The organism is Vibrio sp. Of7-15, assembly GCF_022347565.1.
Classification (GTDB): Bacteria; Pseudomonadota; Gammaproteobacteria; order Enterobacterales; family Vibrionaceae; genus NORP241.
Genome location: NZ_JAKRGH010000004.1, coordinates 128,190 through 146,368 on the forward strand (window position 1 = coordinate 128,190; position 18,179 = coordinate 146,368).

Here is an 18,179-nt window from a genome sequence, read left to right on the forward strand (position 1 = left end):
CAAATCCCACTTTCAGTAAGACGTGCCCCGCTTACTTTGCCATTGGCCACCATCACTTCCGTACAGATCTCTTGTTCGTCGCCATTAATGTCTTGTGGTGTTACTGATTCAACATCTCTGGCGAAATAATCAGTGAAGGTGAGATGGATCCCGCCACCTCACCTTTAGTGATATACCAACGGTATTGACGCTTACTCACATCTTCTTTATCACTATCCCGATCATAATAAGTAGTCTCACTGGTTAAGCGATCACCCACCTTTATTTTTCCTTGTTGATACCCAGTTACCTTAATATCTGCAACTGGCGCAGAGCCTAAAGCACCAAGAATGGGGCTGGTTTTCTTAGAACAAAAAGGCGTTTTATTTTTTGTTCGATAAGTCGTACAAGCATGAATGCGAGAGCCTTCGTGTTCATTTGTTAAACGAAATTGCCACTTCATCTGCCCTTGAATAAGTATGTCATTCACATACCACTGATATGGAATGTTCTCATCATGACCACCATCAGACAAAGCATGTAGTTTATGACCAACACGGTAACCATAACCTAAATCCGTTAGTGTGATGTTATAGGTGTATACTGGCTCTCTGCCTTCCACATACATAGAAGAGCTGCACACAATATGACCTTTAACACGATTTCCAGAGTTCACTGGTCGTACACAAAACTGGATTTCATGACCTTGCAGTTTGTCATCATCTAAATGCAGGACTCGACCTTTGCCTATTTGCGTACCGTCTGTTTTTTGCCAAAACAACTCTGAAGCATCGCTTTCATTACGTTGACTCGCGATAAAATCATAAGAGCCACTGATGCTTTCACCTACTTTGACACTGCCCTCAATATTGACGTTAGAAGCGACAGGTTCTTGTTTCGGTTTTGTTGAATTTGAAGAATTTCCATCATCACTGCCGCAGCCGATTAAAGCTGTAGAGAGAAGTACACACAGCGTGAATTTATTGAGCATATTACAACCAATATTTACTACATTTATTGAATAACTATGATGTGAAGCAGTTGATAGCTTCACCTAAATTTTGAGGAAGTGAGCATTAATCTGTTTTTATTATTTCTCCAATAAGTTCTTCTATTATCCTTTGTGCCCTCAATTTTGATGCCTGTTTACAAAAGTCTTTTTCAGTATTTAAAAGGTCTAAATTAATTCTTGTTATCAAGTTTTTATCTTGAAAGTCGAGCAATTTATTTTGTGTAAAATAGCAGTTAAGGCTCAAGCGTAATAAGTCGATGTTTTCACCTTCTTGCCCCGTTATTGCTTGATATTTTTCCAGCTTAGATAATAGCTTGTTCATTTAACTACCAAGATTAATTGTTCACTATGAGTTCAATTCAATCATAAATAAAAAGTATAAACTCAAAATAAACAACGATGTTTTATTATGAGTTTATACTTAATTAAATCAGCACCATAATATCCGTATGCTATTAACCACAGTCATTAAACCATACTTTTTAAAGGGCTTATCTGTTATCTGATTTAGTATTCCAAAGCGCTGCACATTTCATCACCACTAAACTCCAAAAGCCCCTGAGGGAAATCTGCTTCTTCAACTAATTTTCCCCATTTATATACTTTCAACTTAATAGTGGCATACATGGACTTCATAATCGGTTTTTCAGCCCCAAAGACTTTCATGGAAGGCATATCAGTAATATAAAAATCAGACAGATTGGATTGCGCTTCTGCAATCACTTTTTTCCCAAGTTTCTTTATTTCTATTCGGAAATACCCTTGGCAAGCATCGGACTCCTTCTTCACACTAAACCCAACCATCGATGGCTTAAGTAGCACATCCTGATCTTCAGAGAAATAACGCCCTACCCATAACTCAAAAGGAAAATCCTTGGAATATCCCCCTGTCATCATTAACTGCTGTTCAGGTGTAAAAGCCCCAATGAAGACGAAGCCTTGGCTCTTATTACTGTCAAACCACCCTTTGTCTAGGTAAGTAATGCCTTCGCCTTTGTGATTTAACCCTCCCATTGAAAACTCATAGCTGCTTTCTGTTCCCATGGTATAAATGAAATATTTTGTATTTACGCTTGGTAAATCTCCTATCCAGCCATATGGGTTTTTACCTGGGTTCTTTCCTTGCCAATAACGCTTATGTTCACCAATAAAATCGAGTTTAAAATTCAAGTCGTCTAATGCCAGTGAAATAGACTGGTTATTCACATTCACTTTGCCGGGTACAAAAAAACGAAATTTCCCTGTAGTAGGGTCACCTTCCAGCTGCACATCATCAAAGTATTTATCTACCGTTGTTTTTGTTCCTCCAATGGGCGCATAAACAAAGTGTACATAAGCTCGCTCTTTTTGATCTGTGATCTCCGGAGTAAGATAAGTCTGCACACTGATTTTAAAATAGCCAACATTGGGATCATTCAGATAATAAAACCACTGCTCACTCCAGCTTTGGCTATTTGGTGTGTGTGGGCGAATATCCTCTAATGTAGTAGCAAAACAAGCAGAAATAGAGAGCCAAAAAAGGCAAAAGTATCCTGTAATTCTCATTATTCATCCTTGGAATAAAATGAGGGAGAAGTGTCTCCCTCACAATCTATTAACGACAAATCTTCGCATCAGTAAAATGCAACCCAGACTGACAGCTCGTACCAGCCTGACAATGATCATCTATTTGACAGTAGCATTCCCCACGAACATTACATTCCGGCGTTAAATAGTCATCTAATGAAACGTTGCCACTAACACGATCCCAGAATGGATTTGTGAATACGTTATATGGGTCTAACTCAGCTTTTGCTTGCAAAAACTCAGGCCACATTGGGAAACGTGATGGCATATCTTCAAAAATCGCAACCGAATTTTTCCCCCAATGTGGGCGTGCTTCGTATTTGCGTAACGACATTTGCTCAATTTCTAGGTTTACATAATAATTCTTCGGCTCTTTTTTGCCTTCTTGACGCAACGTGTATTCAATACCCACAAATGCCGTTTCACGACCTGCACTCATGCCAAGGTAGCTGTCTGAGGCTTTACCAAAGCGAAAGTAAATACCATTCAGAGGGAAACAAGTTTTCGGGTGTGCCGCGACAATTTTTCGAACATCACGAATCCAATCTGGAAGACGTTCAATCTCGATAGCCACCTCTTGGAGTGCAATAGGTAAACGATCCCAAATACACTTATTTGGATCTTTACATTTAAAGTACTGCATTTGATCAGAATGCCCTATTGGGTCACTCACTTTCTTACCTGTCACACTGTCACGGAAATAAGATTTTGCCCTAGCCTGATAACGAGCTTTTGCTGCTAAACATTGAAGTCCTGTCCCCGGAAATTCATGGGCTGCGTTAAATAACAAACCAAAAAAGAACTCTTGAGCATCTGATACGTCTGCCTGAGCGTTATAAGCCAATCCAGGAGTTTCTAAAGGAACTGGGTTGTAAAGTGTGGTGGTATAACGCCCAAGGCCAGGAAACCAAGCAATATTTGCCGAGTAATTATTACGCGCAATATCAAGCACGGCCTCTTCTAATCCTTTGTCACTCATATAACCAGTCACATCGGCTTTTACTTTAAAGGCATCTTCAATTTTTAACGTAACTTCAACTACAACACCCAATACTCCTAGATTAACTCGGGCGGCATTGAGTAACTCTCCAGTTAAAACACGAACATCACCGTTACCATCAACCACTTTCATCTCGGTGACGTAGTCGGCCAACATATTACTTGGTTTATCCAATGTTGAACCATGCGTGCCACTGCCTAGCATTCCACCAATGGTGAAAATAGCCAGCTCAGTCACCATGTTAATGCCATAGCCTTGCTCACGTAGGAAATCATTTAAGTCATTGAAACGCATGCCAGCTTCAACCGTAACCAACTTGTTATCTGCATCAAAATGAACAATTTTATTCATCTTTTTCAGCGTAACCTGAATCTGATCATCCCCTGCACAAGCGGCATCAATCTGGCTAGCAAACTTACGATTGCCAGTCATAATGGTTTTTCCTCGTGCAATGGCGTCTTCCACAATCGCTTGTACTTCTTCAATCGATGCGGGATCGTAAATGCCTTCCGGCTGGCATGTATACGTTCCCTGATAGTTTGATATTTCTCGCTCAGGTTCAGTCGAGTGCAAGGCAAACGCGGTTCCCAGCGCCGCAGAGAGCATAAGCGCAGGTAAAACTAACTTCTTTTTTCTCATTACAGTTTCCTTTTGTTGAGCAAAAACAGCCCTAGGCTCACAAAGCAAGCCTAGAGAGTAAGTAAAAGTTTTATTAAGAATGTCGTGGCTATTAGCCGAATCGAGGTAAGATTTGTTGCTCAATCACATTACGCACAGCGCGACGATGATCTGGCATGCGTGAACGGAAAAAATCACCGATGTTTGCCCGATAAGCATCCAGTGGTCTCGGACCTATTTCCGGTACCCAAAGTGCGTGATTGGTGGTGGCAAAGTTAAGATCGGGATGACCCAATATTGCCAAAGGCCCTTGAGCCAAATTTTTGGCATCAAATATCCATACTTCTTTACCATTGCCACTATTATTGGTTGCATGCTTTCTCACAACAGCCGTAAATAGGTAGCCGTCATCTTGTTCTGTGCTGTCCGGCCGAGACATAAACTGAGGCGTACGCATCACACAATCTGCCGGAAACTGATACGCATCCGTCACCCTCATTTGTCGACAATCCATATGCACAAGCGCCGAAGGCTGATCAACTTCAGGCAATGAGTCATTAGTAAAATAACGATTAGGGTAATCTCGATACGCATGAGCAACTCGCTCCACTACATGATCTTTTCGATACCCGACCGCAGCCCAATATATGTGGTCAAAGGTCTCGGGAAATTGAAAATGGCCTCGGTAAGCGGGGTCATTCATGTCCCAAAAGAGCTGATCGTCCCTGATCAACTGAAAATCCCCACTAATTTCTCGGGCTGAATCAGGCAAAACTTGTATACGGGCACGAACTAATCCGCCTACATCAACTGGTGCCGCAGGATAACCCGCAAGGCGATCGCTCACTCGGCCACCAAATAACAATTTGTCTCTGGCATACTGAGCTTCCGATTTATCCATAGCCCCTAAATACTGACCATAAAGCGTGATCTCATTGTCATAGTCATCGTAATTACACATCACATCCGATGTATCAAAGTTAAGCTCAATATAATCCGCGATAACAATACCGTGATTGTCGTGTAAATCCTTTTTACGGATAACCCAAACAGGAGTTCGGTGCTGCTGAGCATACACAGATCGAATTCCAATCATACGCAATGGTTCAACTTGCGCGGCAGTTTCAAAGATCAGTACATGATTACGCGTAACGCCTAATGAATGCGCAGTGGCGGAAATATAAGCTGGTTTGCCATCTCGGCCAATGACCTCCCAACCTTTTAGTTTGTGTGACTTATCCCACCGAATTAGCCGAATAAAACCATGCCGTGTCCCTGTATTTGAAACATTACCGCCATAGTTAATGGTAAAACACTCTTCAGATCCCAAATCAAAATACGGATGACCTGTAGTACGAACTTGTGGAAACAGCCACTTGTCTGGTGTCAGTGCATCCATAAATGGTGGTAAGCTGCTACGCCACTCATCGTAATGACCAATTGGCGTAACTAAGTCTAATGTTGTTGCATCAAACTCGTATGGAACTCCCCCTTCATAACTCAAGGCAAAGCGGTTATCCCCCAAATAATTGGGTGCCGTATTACAATAATTCACAAACCCCATTGAAGGACTGTAGTAAGCCATTCCTCCCATTAAACGAAAGCGATCTGGCCAGTAATGAATGTGTTTTTGCATCAATGCTGATGGTGTATCGATCATTTTCCTCATGAATAACACGGTATCTTGGCTGAAATCCAATCGAGTTAAGGCTCCTCTCCCTCCCGGGCTAAGATGGTCTTTTTCTAATGAGATTCCTTCCGCGAAAAAAACATGCCCTGAAATATTGCTCGGTAACTGACCATACAATAAGTGCATTTCCCCCGAAGCGGAGGTCATACTGGCATCCATGATGGTTTCCGGAAAAAGAGAATGTGTTGCTGTAACTTCTGTCGCCAATATATCCCGTGGCATTATTGCTAGACCCGTAAGCCCTTTGAGAAATGTACGTCGCTCCATGATGACAAACCATTATTAAACAAAATGCATATCTGGCGAAGAATAAACAGTTTTTATAAAGTGTCGTGACTACTGTGTCGTATCTGGGAATGTTGTCACAAAAATAAAATTTAGAGCAAAAATACTATTTACTCAATAAGATACTGTTTTATATATATTTATTAATAGGCTTAATTTTATTGTATGCCCAAAATCAACAACCGAAAAGCACACTAAAAGAACTGTTCAAGAAGAATTTATCACTAATATGAAGGCAAAATATACGTAGAACGCACTACAATAATTTTCAGTTTTATCCTTCGTTACAACGTTATTTATTCCCGTCTCTTTGTCACAACTTTGCAATAAAAAATCATAGCCTTTTAGCTTAACTAAAGTTTATGACAATCAAAATAAAATTATTTAATTCTTTTATTACAGTAACTTATTTTAAATCCTGTCATAAATCTGTATTTATAAATTCACATGAAAAATACTTGATAATATGAATAAATTAGCATAATTTCATTTTTCCGATAAAAACAACACTAAAAATTAACATCAGGAATACAAAATGAAAACATTAACCGCGCTAACTGCCACTGTCGGATTATCAGTTCTTTTATCTAACTCAGCCATTGCAGATAGTGATTTATATTTCACCAATAATACAGATCAAGCTCTCTCAGTATCCATTCAGCATTCTGGTACTGATCTATTAGAAAAAGGCTCGGAATGGCTACAGCACTCAGAACACGTTGGCCCTTATGAAACAAAAATGCTATTAAGCGTAAACCGCTGGACAGGCATAAAATCAGGTAAAACGTATAATTTCACTACAACGCTTACTAACGAGTTTGGTGACAGTGTCGCGTTACATCAAACAATGGTAGGTACATGGTCTGGCTCTGATATCAAACATGGTGTCAGTGCATCAGATATTGCACTCACTTACTACGATGACAGAAACATCCATCGTGGCTATTCCAATTACAATAGCCAAAGCTCAGAGCCAACAGAAGTGGCTTTTAAAGCCAGCGCCACCAAACGTTACGACGATTTCTACTACACGCTCACGCCAAAAAATATTCCTGAACAAGCAAGCAGCAACCCTGATCAACTTAAAATCGTGACTTACAATATTTGGGCTTTACCGGTTATTGCTTCTCACATTGGTGATCGATTTAAAGCGATACCAGAGTACGTAAAAGGCTATGACGCCATTATGTTACAAGAAGTTTTTGCCAGTGGACGAAATGATTTTTTGCGTGAGTTAGCCAAAGAATACCCTTACCAAACAAAGATGCTGAATAAGAGTGGCATTAACATCTATGATGGTGGAGTTACCATTGTCAGTCGCTACCCTATCGTAAATGAAGCCCAATATGTTTACCCTGACTGTTCAGGCACTGACTGTTTCGCTGATAAAGGGGTGAACTACGCTGAAATCATTAAAAATGGTCGTGCTTATCATCTGTTTGCGACTCATACCGCTTCTTTTGATACAGATACCGCTCGGGACTACCGCCAACGTCAATTTAAACAAATGCGGCAGCTTGCGCATTCCTTGAATATTCCAAAAAACGAAACCGTTGTTTATGGTGGTGATTTCAATGTTAATAAATTGAAATTCCCTACTGATTACCAAGATATGTTCAGCAATTTAAGTGCCACTGAACCGACTTATGCTGGTTATACTGCCTCTACTTTTGATCCACGTATCAACAAATTTGCAGGAGAACCTGGTTCAGGTGGCGAAAACGTTGAGTACCTTGATTACATAGTGATCAGTGACGAATATAAAACCGTTAATACTAATATTAATACGGTGAAAGTACCTCGTACATCATCAGAAGCGTTATGGAAACACTGGGATCTCTCTGATCACTTCCCAGTAAAAGCTGAGATCCAATAAATGAAGAAGCTGCCTTTTTTCATTTCGGCTGTCCTATTGGGCAGCCTTTACTGGACTGTAACGCAAAATAAAACCGCAGATACAAGTTCCCTTTTAACAACTTCATTAGAGCCTAATTCAAATAATAACCAAGCAACTACCATAAAAAAGAATAACATTTCGAGCAACGAAGTACATCCCTCCCATAACCATTCACCTTATGAAGGTGAAATTAACTTTAATAACTGGCAAGAATTACAAGGCCATAACGTAAAAGTCGCCATCGAACGCTTCTGGCAGCAATGTAAAATAAAGGGACACTGCGAACAATGGCTACAAGAATTGGCAGACGTTCTTTCCCCCCAACGCCACCAGCTGTTGGCAAAGTACCCAGAGAAAAAACAAGAGTTAGAACAGATAATGGGCTCAGAGCTCCTATCGCATAATCTCTCTTTAGCGGAAAAAATGGCGACTATTCAGAGCCAATATGAGCAAGTATGGGGAGAAATGGCAAACGTGCTATTTGCACCAGAACTGGCGTTGTATCAACACAAGCTGGAAATAGTGCAACTTCAAGACACACTGCCTGCACTTACCCGCAAAGAACAGCTTCAAGCTATCGATAATTACTATCAAGAAGCCAGCTTATCTGAACAGCTCACTTCCAAGGAAGCGCAGTATGAACAAGCACTTGAACTACTTGGTAACGATCTTACAGATGATGAATACAACCAATTGGTAACTGAACTTGCTCACGTTTATTTAAGCCCAGAAAAAGTCGTAAGTGTTTCTCAACGAGCAGAGCAAATATCTCAACAAAAGCAACAGGTGAAAAACTACCAACAGGGATTAGCACAACTACACCAGCAGCTAGCAGAAGCGAGGAGCGGTGATAAAGCAAATTTAACCGACGGCGAATGGGCAGCATACCAAGAGCAAGTTCTATTCAACTACCGGAAGCAGTTTTTTAATTAAAAAATAAGGCAGAACGAATTCTGCCTTATTTATTGTATTTCATTTACAGTACTTATTAACTAAGCAAGAAGCTAGTCTAATAACGCTCGACCATTATCACCTTGTTCATAAATACATAAGCTGACTCTAGACAGAGCTTTAATCTCTTTCAAACTCACAATCAAGCTATTATTACCACTTGCCATATTGGTTTTCAGACGATCAACAAGCTCTGATACTTCTGCAATGTCAGCTTTAGCTTTAGGCACCCTAGCCTTAATAAAACTAAACCACTTCTCACTCATGTTACGGCTTACTTTAGCCAAAACTTCGTGATTAGTAATGGTAAATGGCTTATCTAACGCACCACCATCACGTAAAATATCATAAATAATGTGACCATTTTTCTTCGCCACCATCATATTTTTGGTATTAAGCTGTAACTCACCAATGTGTCCATTAGCCATTTTCAAAAAGAACTTAATGTCTTTATAACCTGCTTCTGTCGCACCACAGTTAAATTTCGCATTGTCACCTTTACTGGTTCCATAACGATCTTTCATCGCACTTTGATGATGCTGTAACTGTATAAACTCTTCCGTAAGAGCAATCATAGATTTTGCGGCGATCATATCTTCCATTGATTCAAACACAATGGTCATTCGTGCTGCGTCTTTAAGATCACCAATATCGTAATGACGCTTCCTATTCGTGATTTTATCTAGCGCACCATGGAAATCTTTCACGCCTAAATAAGCACCCGGTGGCTGTTTCACTGTGCCATTACACACAGAAGCCACACGTACAGCATATTCTTTTAATGCTTCTTGAGCTTCTACCGTTTCCATAAACATTAAAAACAGCTGCTTCTTTTTCAAGTTTGCGTTCGCTACCTGATTTCTTGCACCAAAGTCGAGATTGCCACTTTCCAGCTTAGCACTCGACACATCATCCAGATAATTATGAATTTTCTCTTTTTGAGTCATAATATCTAGAATGGTTTGATCTTGGGTTCTATTGGCTTCATTAAGGTACTCAAAATTCTCTACCTTATGCTTAAGTGCCTGTAGTTTTTGGTTGTAATCTTCAACGTTAACTAAACGAAAGCCTTGAGACATAATGCCTTGTTGATTGATCTTAGCGAGAACCTTAGCTTTATTTTTGCTCACTTGCTCTGATGTTATTTGTATCTCTTGCGTGATCGGCATACCTAGCTCCATCTGTCTATTTTATAACGTAACGCCCTATTTCAACGATATTCGCTCATAGATCTAGAAATTGAATTTATGTTTCGCCATCAAGTATATAAAATAATTAGGGTTTTAGAGGTACAACCATAAGTAAAAATAGCAGATTTAATGGAAGCAATATCTCATTATTATAGATTTAAATTGAGATTATGACTTAAATTTGATTGGAACGGCCTGATGATGGATTAAATTGATTATTTAATGTTCTAAACCATAATGCAATAATCCCTATTAATAATATTGACTATACTTTAGCTGGTCGTCTAAGCAGAAGCTTAAATAAGGCGATTATTTTTATGTAGTAACTCGATTTAACATCAGCAGTGCGAGGAAATACATGAGTGCTAAATACAAACTACTTGCTTCTTATGGCTGCCTATCAGTCATCATCATCGCCATCATTGCTACTTTCAGCTATCGCTCTTTCCAAACTTCCTCCGTGGGAAATTATCAAGAGTCGCTAACTAATCAGGCTTATCTCATTGCATCTAGTGTTGAGCAACGCGTATTGCGTCGGTTTGATGCTCTACAATCAGCATCCTATGCCATCAAATTTGACTCTCAAAATGTTGTTGATGAAACCTCCCTTCTCGCAACATTAGCAAAGCTAGAACAAGACTTTGATATTGTGAATGCTTTCTATGGCCGTCCCGATGGTATCGCTTACTTTTCTTCTGGGGCTGTTCCAAATTTTAATGCCAAAACTCAAAATCGTGAATGGTACACCCGTGGCATGGCGGCTGAAGAGTACATAATTACCACCCCCTACGCTTCTAAGTCTGGTGATATTGTGATGTCACTAGTCATCCCTATAAAAAGCAGTGGGCAAGTAAAGGGCATTTTAGGTGTTAATATAGGCATTGATGGTATTACCAAGTTTGTCGGCACACTGTCAGAAGAAAACAACCTATTCGCCGTAAGACAAGATGGCTTTATTATGTCATCTCAAAATTCCCAAGACATTGGTAAAAATATTTTTGAAATTCGCCCCAGTTATGAAAAGCATCGTTACGAAAACGGTTCCAGCCATTATTACGAATTCGATGGCATAGAAACGTTTGTTGTGAATGGTATTTCCCCCAACTTAGGTTGGAGTATATGGGCATTTGAAGCCTCCGATCATATTTTTAAAGCTTCTACTGATAACCTAGTTTCTACCCTTTTTATCGCCTTATTTTTAATCGCTATCTCTCTTGTTTGTAGCTACTTTATCATCCATCAAATCATGTACGTTCCATTAGGTGGCGAGCCAAGTCACATTGAATCTATGGTACAAAAAGCAGCCGATGGTGATCTGCGCTTAGAAGTAAGCAATAATGAAAAACAACGTGGGGTTCAAGGTGCTGTTATCTCCATGGTCAAAAACCTTAAAACCATTATCATTGATATCCGTAATGCTTCTGGCACTTTAAACGCCTTCTCCAGTGACATTTCCAGCTCTGCGGGAACCGTTCGAAGCTCTTCAGAAAACCAGCTGCGCCAACTAGAACAAACCTCCACCGCCATGCACGAAATGACGTTAACCGTAGAAGAAGTCGCCCAAAGTGCTTCAAAAGCATCTAACTCAGCCAAAGACGCCACAGAGCGCTCTCAAGACGGCATAAAAATCGTCAAAGAAATGAATTCAGAGCTTTCTCAGCTTGTGGTTGGTGTTGAAAAAGTGGTTGAAGTCACCATAGAACTAGAACAAGAATCCCACAACATTCGAGGCATTTTAAAAGTCATCGATGATATTTCAGAACAAACCAACTTATTGGCTTTAAACGCGGCGATTGAAGCAGCCCGTGCTGGCGACCAAGGGCGAGGCTTTTCCGTTGTGGCAGATGAGGTACGTAACTTAGCCAATCGCACAAAACAAAGTACACAAGAAATTCAAGACATGATCGGCGGTTTGCAAGCGAAAGCCAGCAACTCCACTAACTTAATGCGTAATAATATGTCAGAAGCTCAATTAACCGCCTCAAAATCTGATGAAGCCAATGCCGCCCTAGATGCAATTTTAAACGCGGTGTCCATGATTAGCGATATGAACGATCACATTGCGACATCAGCGCAAGAACAAAGCCATGTAGCCAATGAAATCAACCAGAGTATTATGGATATAAATGACATGGCGAAAACCACGTTCGATGTGTCTAGCCAAAACACCCAAGGTGCTGATGAACTTCAAGGCATGGCTAAAGATTTACAAAAGTCGGTAGAGCGGTTTGATGTGTGACAGGGTGATGAATTTTGAATCATAGTTATTCACTCTCCATCGATAAAATTTTATTAATATTAGAACCGATGCTTCAGAGTGAAAAATGGTACGTCATGTTGCGAAACAGACTTTGGTGATCTAAAAGAAAAACGCCGCACTGCAACACAACATGAAAGAACAATATAAAATCACTGACGATGGTAAGATTAGCTATAGCGATTTATTTTTACAGTTGTAATATAAGCCTAAGAACGCACACAAGCTTGCTTAGTATAAGATGCTGGCTCTTTACTGATCGCCGATAACACCGCTTGCGCATTACTTTCATACTCAGCGCTTAACGAAGTCACTTGCAGGGTATCTTTTAAATAATTCGTGTAATCCCTAAACTGATGTTTTTGATACTCAACCTGAAACTTCTGTTCACATGCACCATACCATTCAACGTAACGCTCAAAAAAATCGCTTGCAGCTTGGCTGTCCATCGTCGTCATTAGCTTTGCCATATCACGGCTCACTTGAAAGTGCTGATAATCAATTGGGGTATTCCAAAATCCGCCCCAGTACTGAAACCCATTACTAGCAAACGTACTGATCACCTCTTCGGCCATACCCTGACGATCAGATTTACCAAAACGGTATTTCATCCGGTTTGTATGATCGGCCCCTTGAGCGGGCTTAAATTTAGCCGCGCCATTCTCTTTAAATTCTATAAACGGATTTTGTACCGGATTTAAGTCAATGGCTAAACCATAAGCATGAATGGATAAACTCTTTTGCCCTGCAATCGCGCGATAGTTAAAAGCCGACGTATTATTGTCTGCCATGGATTTATCATCACTTCCTTGGTACTTTTCAATTGGCTGTGCTTTTTTTATTGGAAAATTAAGAGTATAAAGTTCATTAAAAATTTTTGATACATGCGGAGCAACCGCATCTAAAACAACAATTTTACCGTCTTTGTGAGTTTTGCCATCAAAATCAACATAACTGAAAGTGACGTTTTTTAATCGCTCACACTGCACGGGAGAACCTTCTCCCATTACTCCTTGCTGGCGCATCACTTCACATTCCTCAGCTGTTACCGCCGTAACAGAAGCAAATGAGACCATGGGTAGTAAAGTCAATGCCCCAAAAATAGCAGGTAGAGAGCTAAGTTTAAAAACAGTCATTGGCATATATATTCCTTGATTCAAGATCAATTTACACTGTAAAGTTCGGAACCATTGTGCACTCCAAGTCATACAAACACCACACTTAAAAAACCAGCTTGGTGCACAAGCCACTCATTTTATTATAAATAACCATATTATTTTCTATATGACGATAATATTATCAAAATTGAACATTGTTTTTTAGTGAGGTAGAATCAGTTTTATAAATAAACAATGTTTCAATACCAATAAATCACAAACAATTACTCAATTGAGAGCTTGCTATAAGGGTTTGATTAAAAAATCAGACCTCATGAACGTACAATGGATAAATTATGCTAAAAAAAGCAATTATTATTTATTTGATTTTTTTACCTCTTTGGTTTGCCCTTAGCCGCTATTTAGGTGTTTTTTAAGCATTTAAATAGCCTATTCTTCACTTAAGCTTTTTACACATGAAAAACGCTTATAACTGAAATCAATGTGATGTAGATAACAAACGCTTTAATACTCTCTATATTGCATTGAACTCAGTAGTCTATTTGAGTATTGTTGCGCTCACTTTCCCTTGATAAAAAGCCTATGCTCATGAAAAGACTCGTTTTGTTATTTTCACTTTTTAGCGCTTCTTCTCATGCGGCTAGCTTCAACTGTGAGCTTGCTAGCACTCAAACAGAGAAGATGATCTGTGCTAATAATTCGTTAAGCACCATGGATGAAGTTATCCATACTCTATATGTGAATGCCCTCAAAGAGCCACAGAATACTACCCTTAGATCAGAGCAACGAGCTTGGTTAAAACAAAGAAACCAATCTTGTAGCCAGTTAGCTGACTGTGAACAGTTCTTTATTGATAGAATCAATGTTCTCTTAGACAAAATGATCAAGAAAGATCCTACCGATCTCACGCAAGGAATGACTCTTCCTGATAAAAGTGCACTCGACGAATATTCTGCCAAAGCACTGGAAAAAATCGATGATGAAGTTTATAAGCCCTGGTTACGTAAAGAACTGCTGAGCTCGGATACCGATGCATTTGAGCCTATCGCTGCCGTCGTTAATGAACAAGTTTTCATTTATTATAAAAACTCCCCAAAAAACAATGAAAAGACTGTCATTCATGAATATAACCCATTAACTAAACAAAGCCATGTTGTTGATTCTGGGGTCACCTATGAGATGTATATCAAAGGAAACGAGCTTTTTTACTATAAATGGGTAGATAGACACAAAACGAAATTACAAGAAATGGCTTACGATATTGGCTCACAATCGGCTTCTGCTCCTGCTCGTACCTTGGCAAAGGAAGACTATAATATCCCTTTTATAAATCAAAGCAGTCGTGAATACAGTCGTTGGGCTTTATCAAATGATGGAACAAAATTAGCTTTAGTCACTTCACAGCTTGCCTATAAAAAACTTGGGGCTAATGTTACTGGGAAAGAGGGCGAGTATTTACGAAGAATGACAGAGCTAATAACAGATAAATCCCTTGCTGAATCACAAACCATTGCCATTTATGACAGCATAACAGACTCCATTAATATCATGCCTGACGTAATGACAAATACTGAATCCCGTAAATGGTGGTCTATTTATGATCTTACTTGGAGCCCAGATGATAAATCACTCTATTTTGATAATGAAGGAGAAAGACTTGCTTGTATCTGGGAATATACAAACAATGCCGATATCGTCCAGAAAATAGTACCAGAACATACCGCTATTAGCCCGTATCCATTCCGCTATCAAGACCGCGACTATATCGTTTATATTCATGCCGGTGGTGGTGTTAATGATGGTGCTCTTATGCTTGCGGTAAGACCATAGACAACACTCCTCGTACTTCACTCATCCTTCTATTCAAAGTAGCGGCTGTTTCATCAACACGCCGCTACGATAACCCTAAAAATAATAAATAAGCACCACCTAATCAGGCGATGATCCTAACGACTTCGTATAATCACGTGGGGGTGGTGTCCAACCACGCTCAGTGCGAGTATGGCCATCTTCTCTGTCTCCCGACATGGCTTTTTCAATCTCATCTTCTAACTGCATGAATAAGTTAACGTAGTCTGAAGAGTATTTATTATCTTCAGTGCTATTTTTCCATGCTTGGTACAGCCCTTCTTTACTTTTCGCTTCAACATCTAAAAAGGCAGCTTTGAGTTGCTCAACCTTAAATGGATGAAAGCCCACTTCTTTTAACGCTTCAGTGCCCAGCTTTAACGCAGAATGGTACGTTTCGCTAATGATGATGTCCGCCCCTACCGATTTAAGCGCATAGTGATGGCCTCTATCGTAAGCTCTCGCTAAAATTTTCACATGTGGGTAAGTATGTTTAATGTATTTTGCTAGCTCTACAGCACGCTCAGTATCATCAATCGCAATCACAAAAAGTTGGGCGTGTTCAATTCCTGCCGTATGAAGTAGATCAGGACGAGTTGCATCCCCGTAGTAGCTCTTAGTTCCGATCTTACGCAGTACATCTACTTGCCTTGTACCATGATCCAATGCGATGGTTTTCACATTATTAGCCACTAATAAGCGGTTAATGATCTGACCAAATCGTCCGACTCCAGCGATAATAACAGTGCCCGTTTCTTCAATCTCATCGGCTTCCCTTGAGTTTAAGGTCTTTTCATAACGAGGCACGATCATCTTATCAAAGAAAATGAATAACCCTGGTGTTAAAAACATGGACAACGCAACAACCAACGATAACGGCTGAGCAATATCAACAGGTAAAACGTGTTGCTGAACCGTAAAACTTAATAGAACGAAACCAAACTCACCCGCTTGTGCCAAACTAAGAGAAAATAACCAGCGATCACTGCACCGGATCTTAAAAATCACAGTCAAGATCAGCAATACGAAGGCTTTTAGTGCCATTAGGCCCAATGTCATGGCAACAATGCCACCAAGGTCATTGAACAAAACACCAAAGTCGATACCCGCCCCGACGGTGATAAAGAAAAGCCCTAACAACAAACCTTTAAACGGCTCAATATTCGATTCTAATTCATGACGAAACTCGGAGTTAGCCAAAACTACACCGGCCAAAAACGTGCCTAGGGCTGGTGATAATCCCACTAAACTCATTAAAGCTGCGATACCAATCACTAGCATCAACGCGGTGGCCGTAAATATTTCACGTAAACCAGAGCTTGCTACAAATCGAAACAACGGACGACTTAAATAGTGCCCACCAATCACAACGCCAGCAATAGCCGCAATCACCACCATGGCATAGGCCCACCCCGGCAACCCTACAACTAGACTAAGCTCTTCATGATGTTCAGCAGCACTACTTGCCACACTTTTCGCTTTTTCGACCAGATCTGGCAGCGCCAATAAAGGGATTAACGCCAACATTGGGATCACGGCTATGTCTTGGAATAGCAGCACTGAAAACGCGTTTTTCCCACCTTCTGTTTTTGCTAACCCTTTTTCATTAAACGTTTGTAAAACTATGGCCGTCGAGGAAAGTGAAAAGATCAAGCCAATAGCAAGTGCAACGGTCCATTGCTCAACAAACCATAAAGCGATTCCTGTTACGGCACTCACCGTGAGACCAACTTGTAATCCTCCAAGTCCAATCAAGCGGTTACGCATTTCCCACAGCATCTTAGGCTCTAACTCTAACCCGACCAAAAACAGCATCATGACAACGCCAAATTCAGCAAAATGTTGAATAGATGTGGTCTCTTCCCCAACTAGACCAATCAAGGGCCCAATCACAACCCCTGCGATTAGATAACCTAACACCGAGCCTAAACCGAGTTTTTTTGCAATAGGAACAGCAATAACAGCAGCCGCTAAGTAGATGAATGCAGATAAAAAATAACTAGTCATTATTACCTTCCGTTGATCACAGACTCTAGATCATCATTAATTTTATTTAAGGAAGTCGCCATTTGTAGATCAATCTGATCATAATGAAAAGCAACCAGTAATCGCTGCCATTGATCTATGTGTTCTTCTACCCGGTCTTCTTCCACTGCGGTGCGAGAACCAAACAAAGCAAATGGTGCCAAGTAAGTCATCCCTGTAAGCGCTGCCGTTTGTTCTAATGGCTGCAAAAGTTCACGAATCGTAAAATGGTTATAACCTTCTGCTCGGTACGCCTTTTCAGATCCACCAGCGGTCAACGCGCACATAAATTTTTTCTCATATAACTCATCACCTTCAGGGCCATAAGCAAACCCATATTCAAGCACCAAGTCTTGCCACTCTTTAAGCAGTGAGGGGGTTGAATACCAATACATAGGAAACAAAAAAATAATCACATCATGTTCACGTAAACGCTGCTGCTCTTTATCAATATCAATTCGAAAAGTGGGATATTCAGCATATAGATCAACCGCGGTAACACCGTCAATATGTTGGGCTGCTTTAAACAAAGGAAGGTTTATTTCAGATCGCTCAGGGGAAGGATGGGCAAATAGCACGAGTACTTTCTTGTTTTCCAGCATAGTTATCCTTAATAAGAAAAAGGGGAAGTAGTGCAGCCCTTTTTATCCATATGTAAAGTCATTAACGTAAAAATAACATGTGCATTCACACATTGGTATGCTCCCAAGCCATTGAGTGAACATGCCGTGCCTTATTTCTGA

Annotated in this window: 13 protein-coding genes; 4 read left to right on the top strand and 9 right to left on the bottom strand. The window is 40.2% G+C overall.

Features of this window, described 5'->3' with window-relative positions; all coding sequences use genetic code 11:
• Nucleotides 1–100: 100 nt before the first annotated feature.
• The 5 genes from MHO82_RS06750 to MHO82_RS06770 form a co-directional block, all read right to left on the bottom strand.
• Nucleotides 101–970 carry a hypothetical protein gene (locus MHO82_RS06750; RefSeq protein ID WP_239183107.1) on the bottom strand — a complete coding sequence of 290 codons (870 nt, stop codon included), beginning with the start codon at nucleotides 968–970 and terminating at the stop codon, nucleotides 101–103.
• A gap of 85 nt (nucleotides 971–1,055) precedes the next feature.
• Complete coding sequence (locus tag MHO82_RS06755) at nucleotides 1,056–1,313, bottom strand: hypothetical protein (protein ID WP_239183108.1); 258 nt, start codon at nucleotides 1,311–1,313, stop codon at nucleotides 1,056–1,058.
• 185 nt (nucleotides 1,314–1,498) lie between these two features.
• On the bottom strand, nucleotides 1,499–2,536 hold the full coding sequence (locus MHO82_RS06760) for a hypothetical protein (protein WP_239183109.1): 1,038 nt from the start codon (nucleotides 2,534–2,536) through the stop codon (nucleotides 1,499–1,501).
• A gap of 49 nt (nucleotides 2,537–2,585) precedes the next feature.
• Nucleotides 2,586–4,196, bottom strand: a complete 1,611-nt coding sequence (locus MHO82_RS06765; protein WP_239183110.1) for an FAD-binding protein — start codon at nucleotides 4,194–4,196, stop codon at nucleotides 2,586–2,588.
• A gap of 91 nt (nucleotides 4,197–4,287) precedes the next feature.
• Complete coding sequence (locus tag MHO82_RS06770; protein ID WP_239183111.1) at nucleotides 4,288–6,132, bottom strand: carotenoid oxygenase family protein; 1,845 nt, start codon at nucleotides 6,130–6,132, stop codon at nucleotides 4,288–4,290.
• A gap of 553 nt (nucleotides 6,133–6,685) precedes the next feature.
• Between MHO82_RS06770 and MHO82_RS06775 the strand changes: the two genes are divergently transcribed.
• On the top strand, nucleotides 6,686–8,026 hold the full coding sequence (locus MHO82_RS06775; protein WP_239183112.1) for a sphingomyelin phosphodiesterase: 1,341 nt from the start codon (nucleotides 6,686–6,688) through the stop codon (nucleotides 8,024–8,026).
• Nucleotides 8,027–8,980 carry a hypothetical protein gene (locus tag MHO82_RS06780; protein WP_239183113.1) on the top strand — a complete coding sequence of 318 codons (954 nt, stop codon included), beginning with the start codon at nucleotides 8,027–8,029 and terminating at the stop codon, nucleotides 8,978–8,980.
• Nucleotides 8,981–9,051: 71 nt separating this feature from the next.
• Here the strand turns inward: MHO82_RS06780 and MHO82_RS06785 are convergent, their stop codons facing one another.
• Entirely contained in the window at nucleotides 9,052–10,167 is a 1,116-nt protein-coding gene (locus tag MHO82_RS06785; protein ID WP_239183114.1) for a hypothetical protein, read from the bottom strand.
• Nucleotides 10,168–10,546: 379 nt separating this feature from the next.
• Here MHO82_RS06785 and MHO82_RS06790 point away from each other — a divergent pair, with 379 nt between their 5' ends.
• Nucleotides 10,547–12,427 (top strand): methyl-accepting chemotaxis protein, encoded by a 1,881-nt coding sequence (locus tag MHO82_RS06790; RefSeq protein WP_239183115.1) that lies wholly within the window; start codon nucleotides 10,547–10,549, stop codon nucleotides 12,425–12,427.
• A gap of 227 nt (nucleotides 12,428–12,654) precedes the next feature.
• Here MHO82_RS06790 and MHO82_RS06795 read toward each other — a convergent pair whose 3' ends face one another.
• Nucleotides 12,655–13,587 (bottom strand): M15 family metallopeptidase, encoded by a 933-nt coding sequence (locus MHO82_RS06795; RefSeq protein ID WP_239183116.1) that lies wholly within the window; start codon nucleotides 13,585–13,587, stop codon nucleotides 12,655–12,657.
• Between the two features lie 564 nt (nucleotides 13,588–14,151).
• Between MHO82_RS06795 and MHO82_RS06800 the strand changes: the two genes are divergently transcribed.
• Nucleotides 14,152–15,393: a lysozyme inhibitor LprI family protein gene (locus tag MHO82_RS06800; protein WP_239183117.1), complete on the top strand. Its 1,242-nt coding sequence runs from the start codon at nucleotides 14,152–14,154 to the stop codon at nucleotides 15,391–15,393.
• 99 nt (nucleotides 15,394–15,492) lie between these two features.
• Here the strand turns inward: MHO82_RS06800 and MHO82_RS06805 are convergent, their stop codons facing one another.
• Together MHO82_RS06805 and MHO82_RS06810 are read right to left on the bottom strand one after the other, a co-directional pair.
• Nucleotides 15,493–17,418, bottom strand: a complete 1,926-nt coding sequence (locus tag MHO82_RS06805; RefSeq protein WP_239183118.1) for a monovalent cation:proton antiporter-2 (CPA2) family protein — start codon at nucleotides 17,416–17,418, stop codon at nucleotides 15,493–15,495.
• A 2-nt stretch (nucleotides 17,419–17,420) separates the two neighbouring features.
• Complete coding sequence (locus MHO82_RS06810; protein WP_239183247.1) at nucleotides 17,421–18,035, bottom strand: NAD(P)H-dependent oxidoreductase; 615 nt, start codon at nucleotides 18,033–18,035, stop codon at nucleotides 17,421–17,423.
• Nucleotides 18,036–18,179: the final 144 nt, after the last annotated feature.

Coding starts and splice junctions, on each gene's coding strand:
- MHO82_RS06750 (WP_239183107.1), bottom strand. CDS start 970: ATGCTCAATAAATTCACGCTGTGTGTACTTCTCTCTACAGCTTTAATC.
- MHO82_RS06755 (WP_239183108.1), bottom strand. CDS start 1,313: ATGAACAAGCTATTATCTAAGCTGGAAAAATATCAAGCAATAACGGGG.
- MHO82_RS06760 (WP_239183109.1), bottom strand. CDS start 2,536: ATGAGAATTACAGGATACTTTTGCCTTTTTTGGCTCTCTATTTCTGCT.
- MHO82_RS06765 (WP_239183110.1), bottom strand. CDS start 4,196: ATGAGAAAAAAGAAGTTAGTTTTACCTGCGCTTATGCTCTCTGCGGCG.
- MHO82_RS06770 (WP_239183111.1), bottom strand. CDS start 6,132: ATGGAGCGACGTACATTTCTCAAAGGGCTTACGGGTCTAGCAATAATG.
- MHO82_RS06775 (WP_239183112.1), top strand. CDS start 6,686: ATGAAAACATTAACCGCGCTAACTGCCACTGTCGGATTATCAGTTCTT.
- MHO82_RS06780 (WP_239183113.1), top strand. CDS start 8,027: ATGAAGAAGCTGCCTTTTTTCATTTCGGCTGTCCTATTGGGCAGCCTT.
- MHO82_RS06785 (WP_239183114.1), bottom strand. CDS start 10,167: ATGCCGATCACGCAAGAGATACAAATAACATCAGAGCAAGTGAGCAAA.
- MHO82_RS06790 (WP_239183115.1), top strand. CDS start 10,547: ATGAGTGCTAAATACAAACTACTTGCTTCTTATGGCTGCCTATCAGTC.
- MHO82_RS06795 (WP_239183116.1), bottom strand. CDS start 13,587: ATGCCAATGACTGTTTTTAAACTTAGCTCTCTACCTGCTATTTTTGGG.
- MHO82_RS06800 (WP_239183117.1), top strand. CDS start 14,152: ATGAAAAGACTCGTTTTGTTATTTTCACTTTTTAGCGCTTCTTCTCAT.
- MHO82_RS06805 (WP_239183118.1), bottom strand. CDS start 17,418: ATGACTAGTTATTTTTTATCTGCATTCATCTACTTAGCGGCTGCTGTT.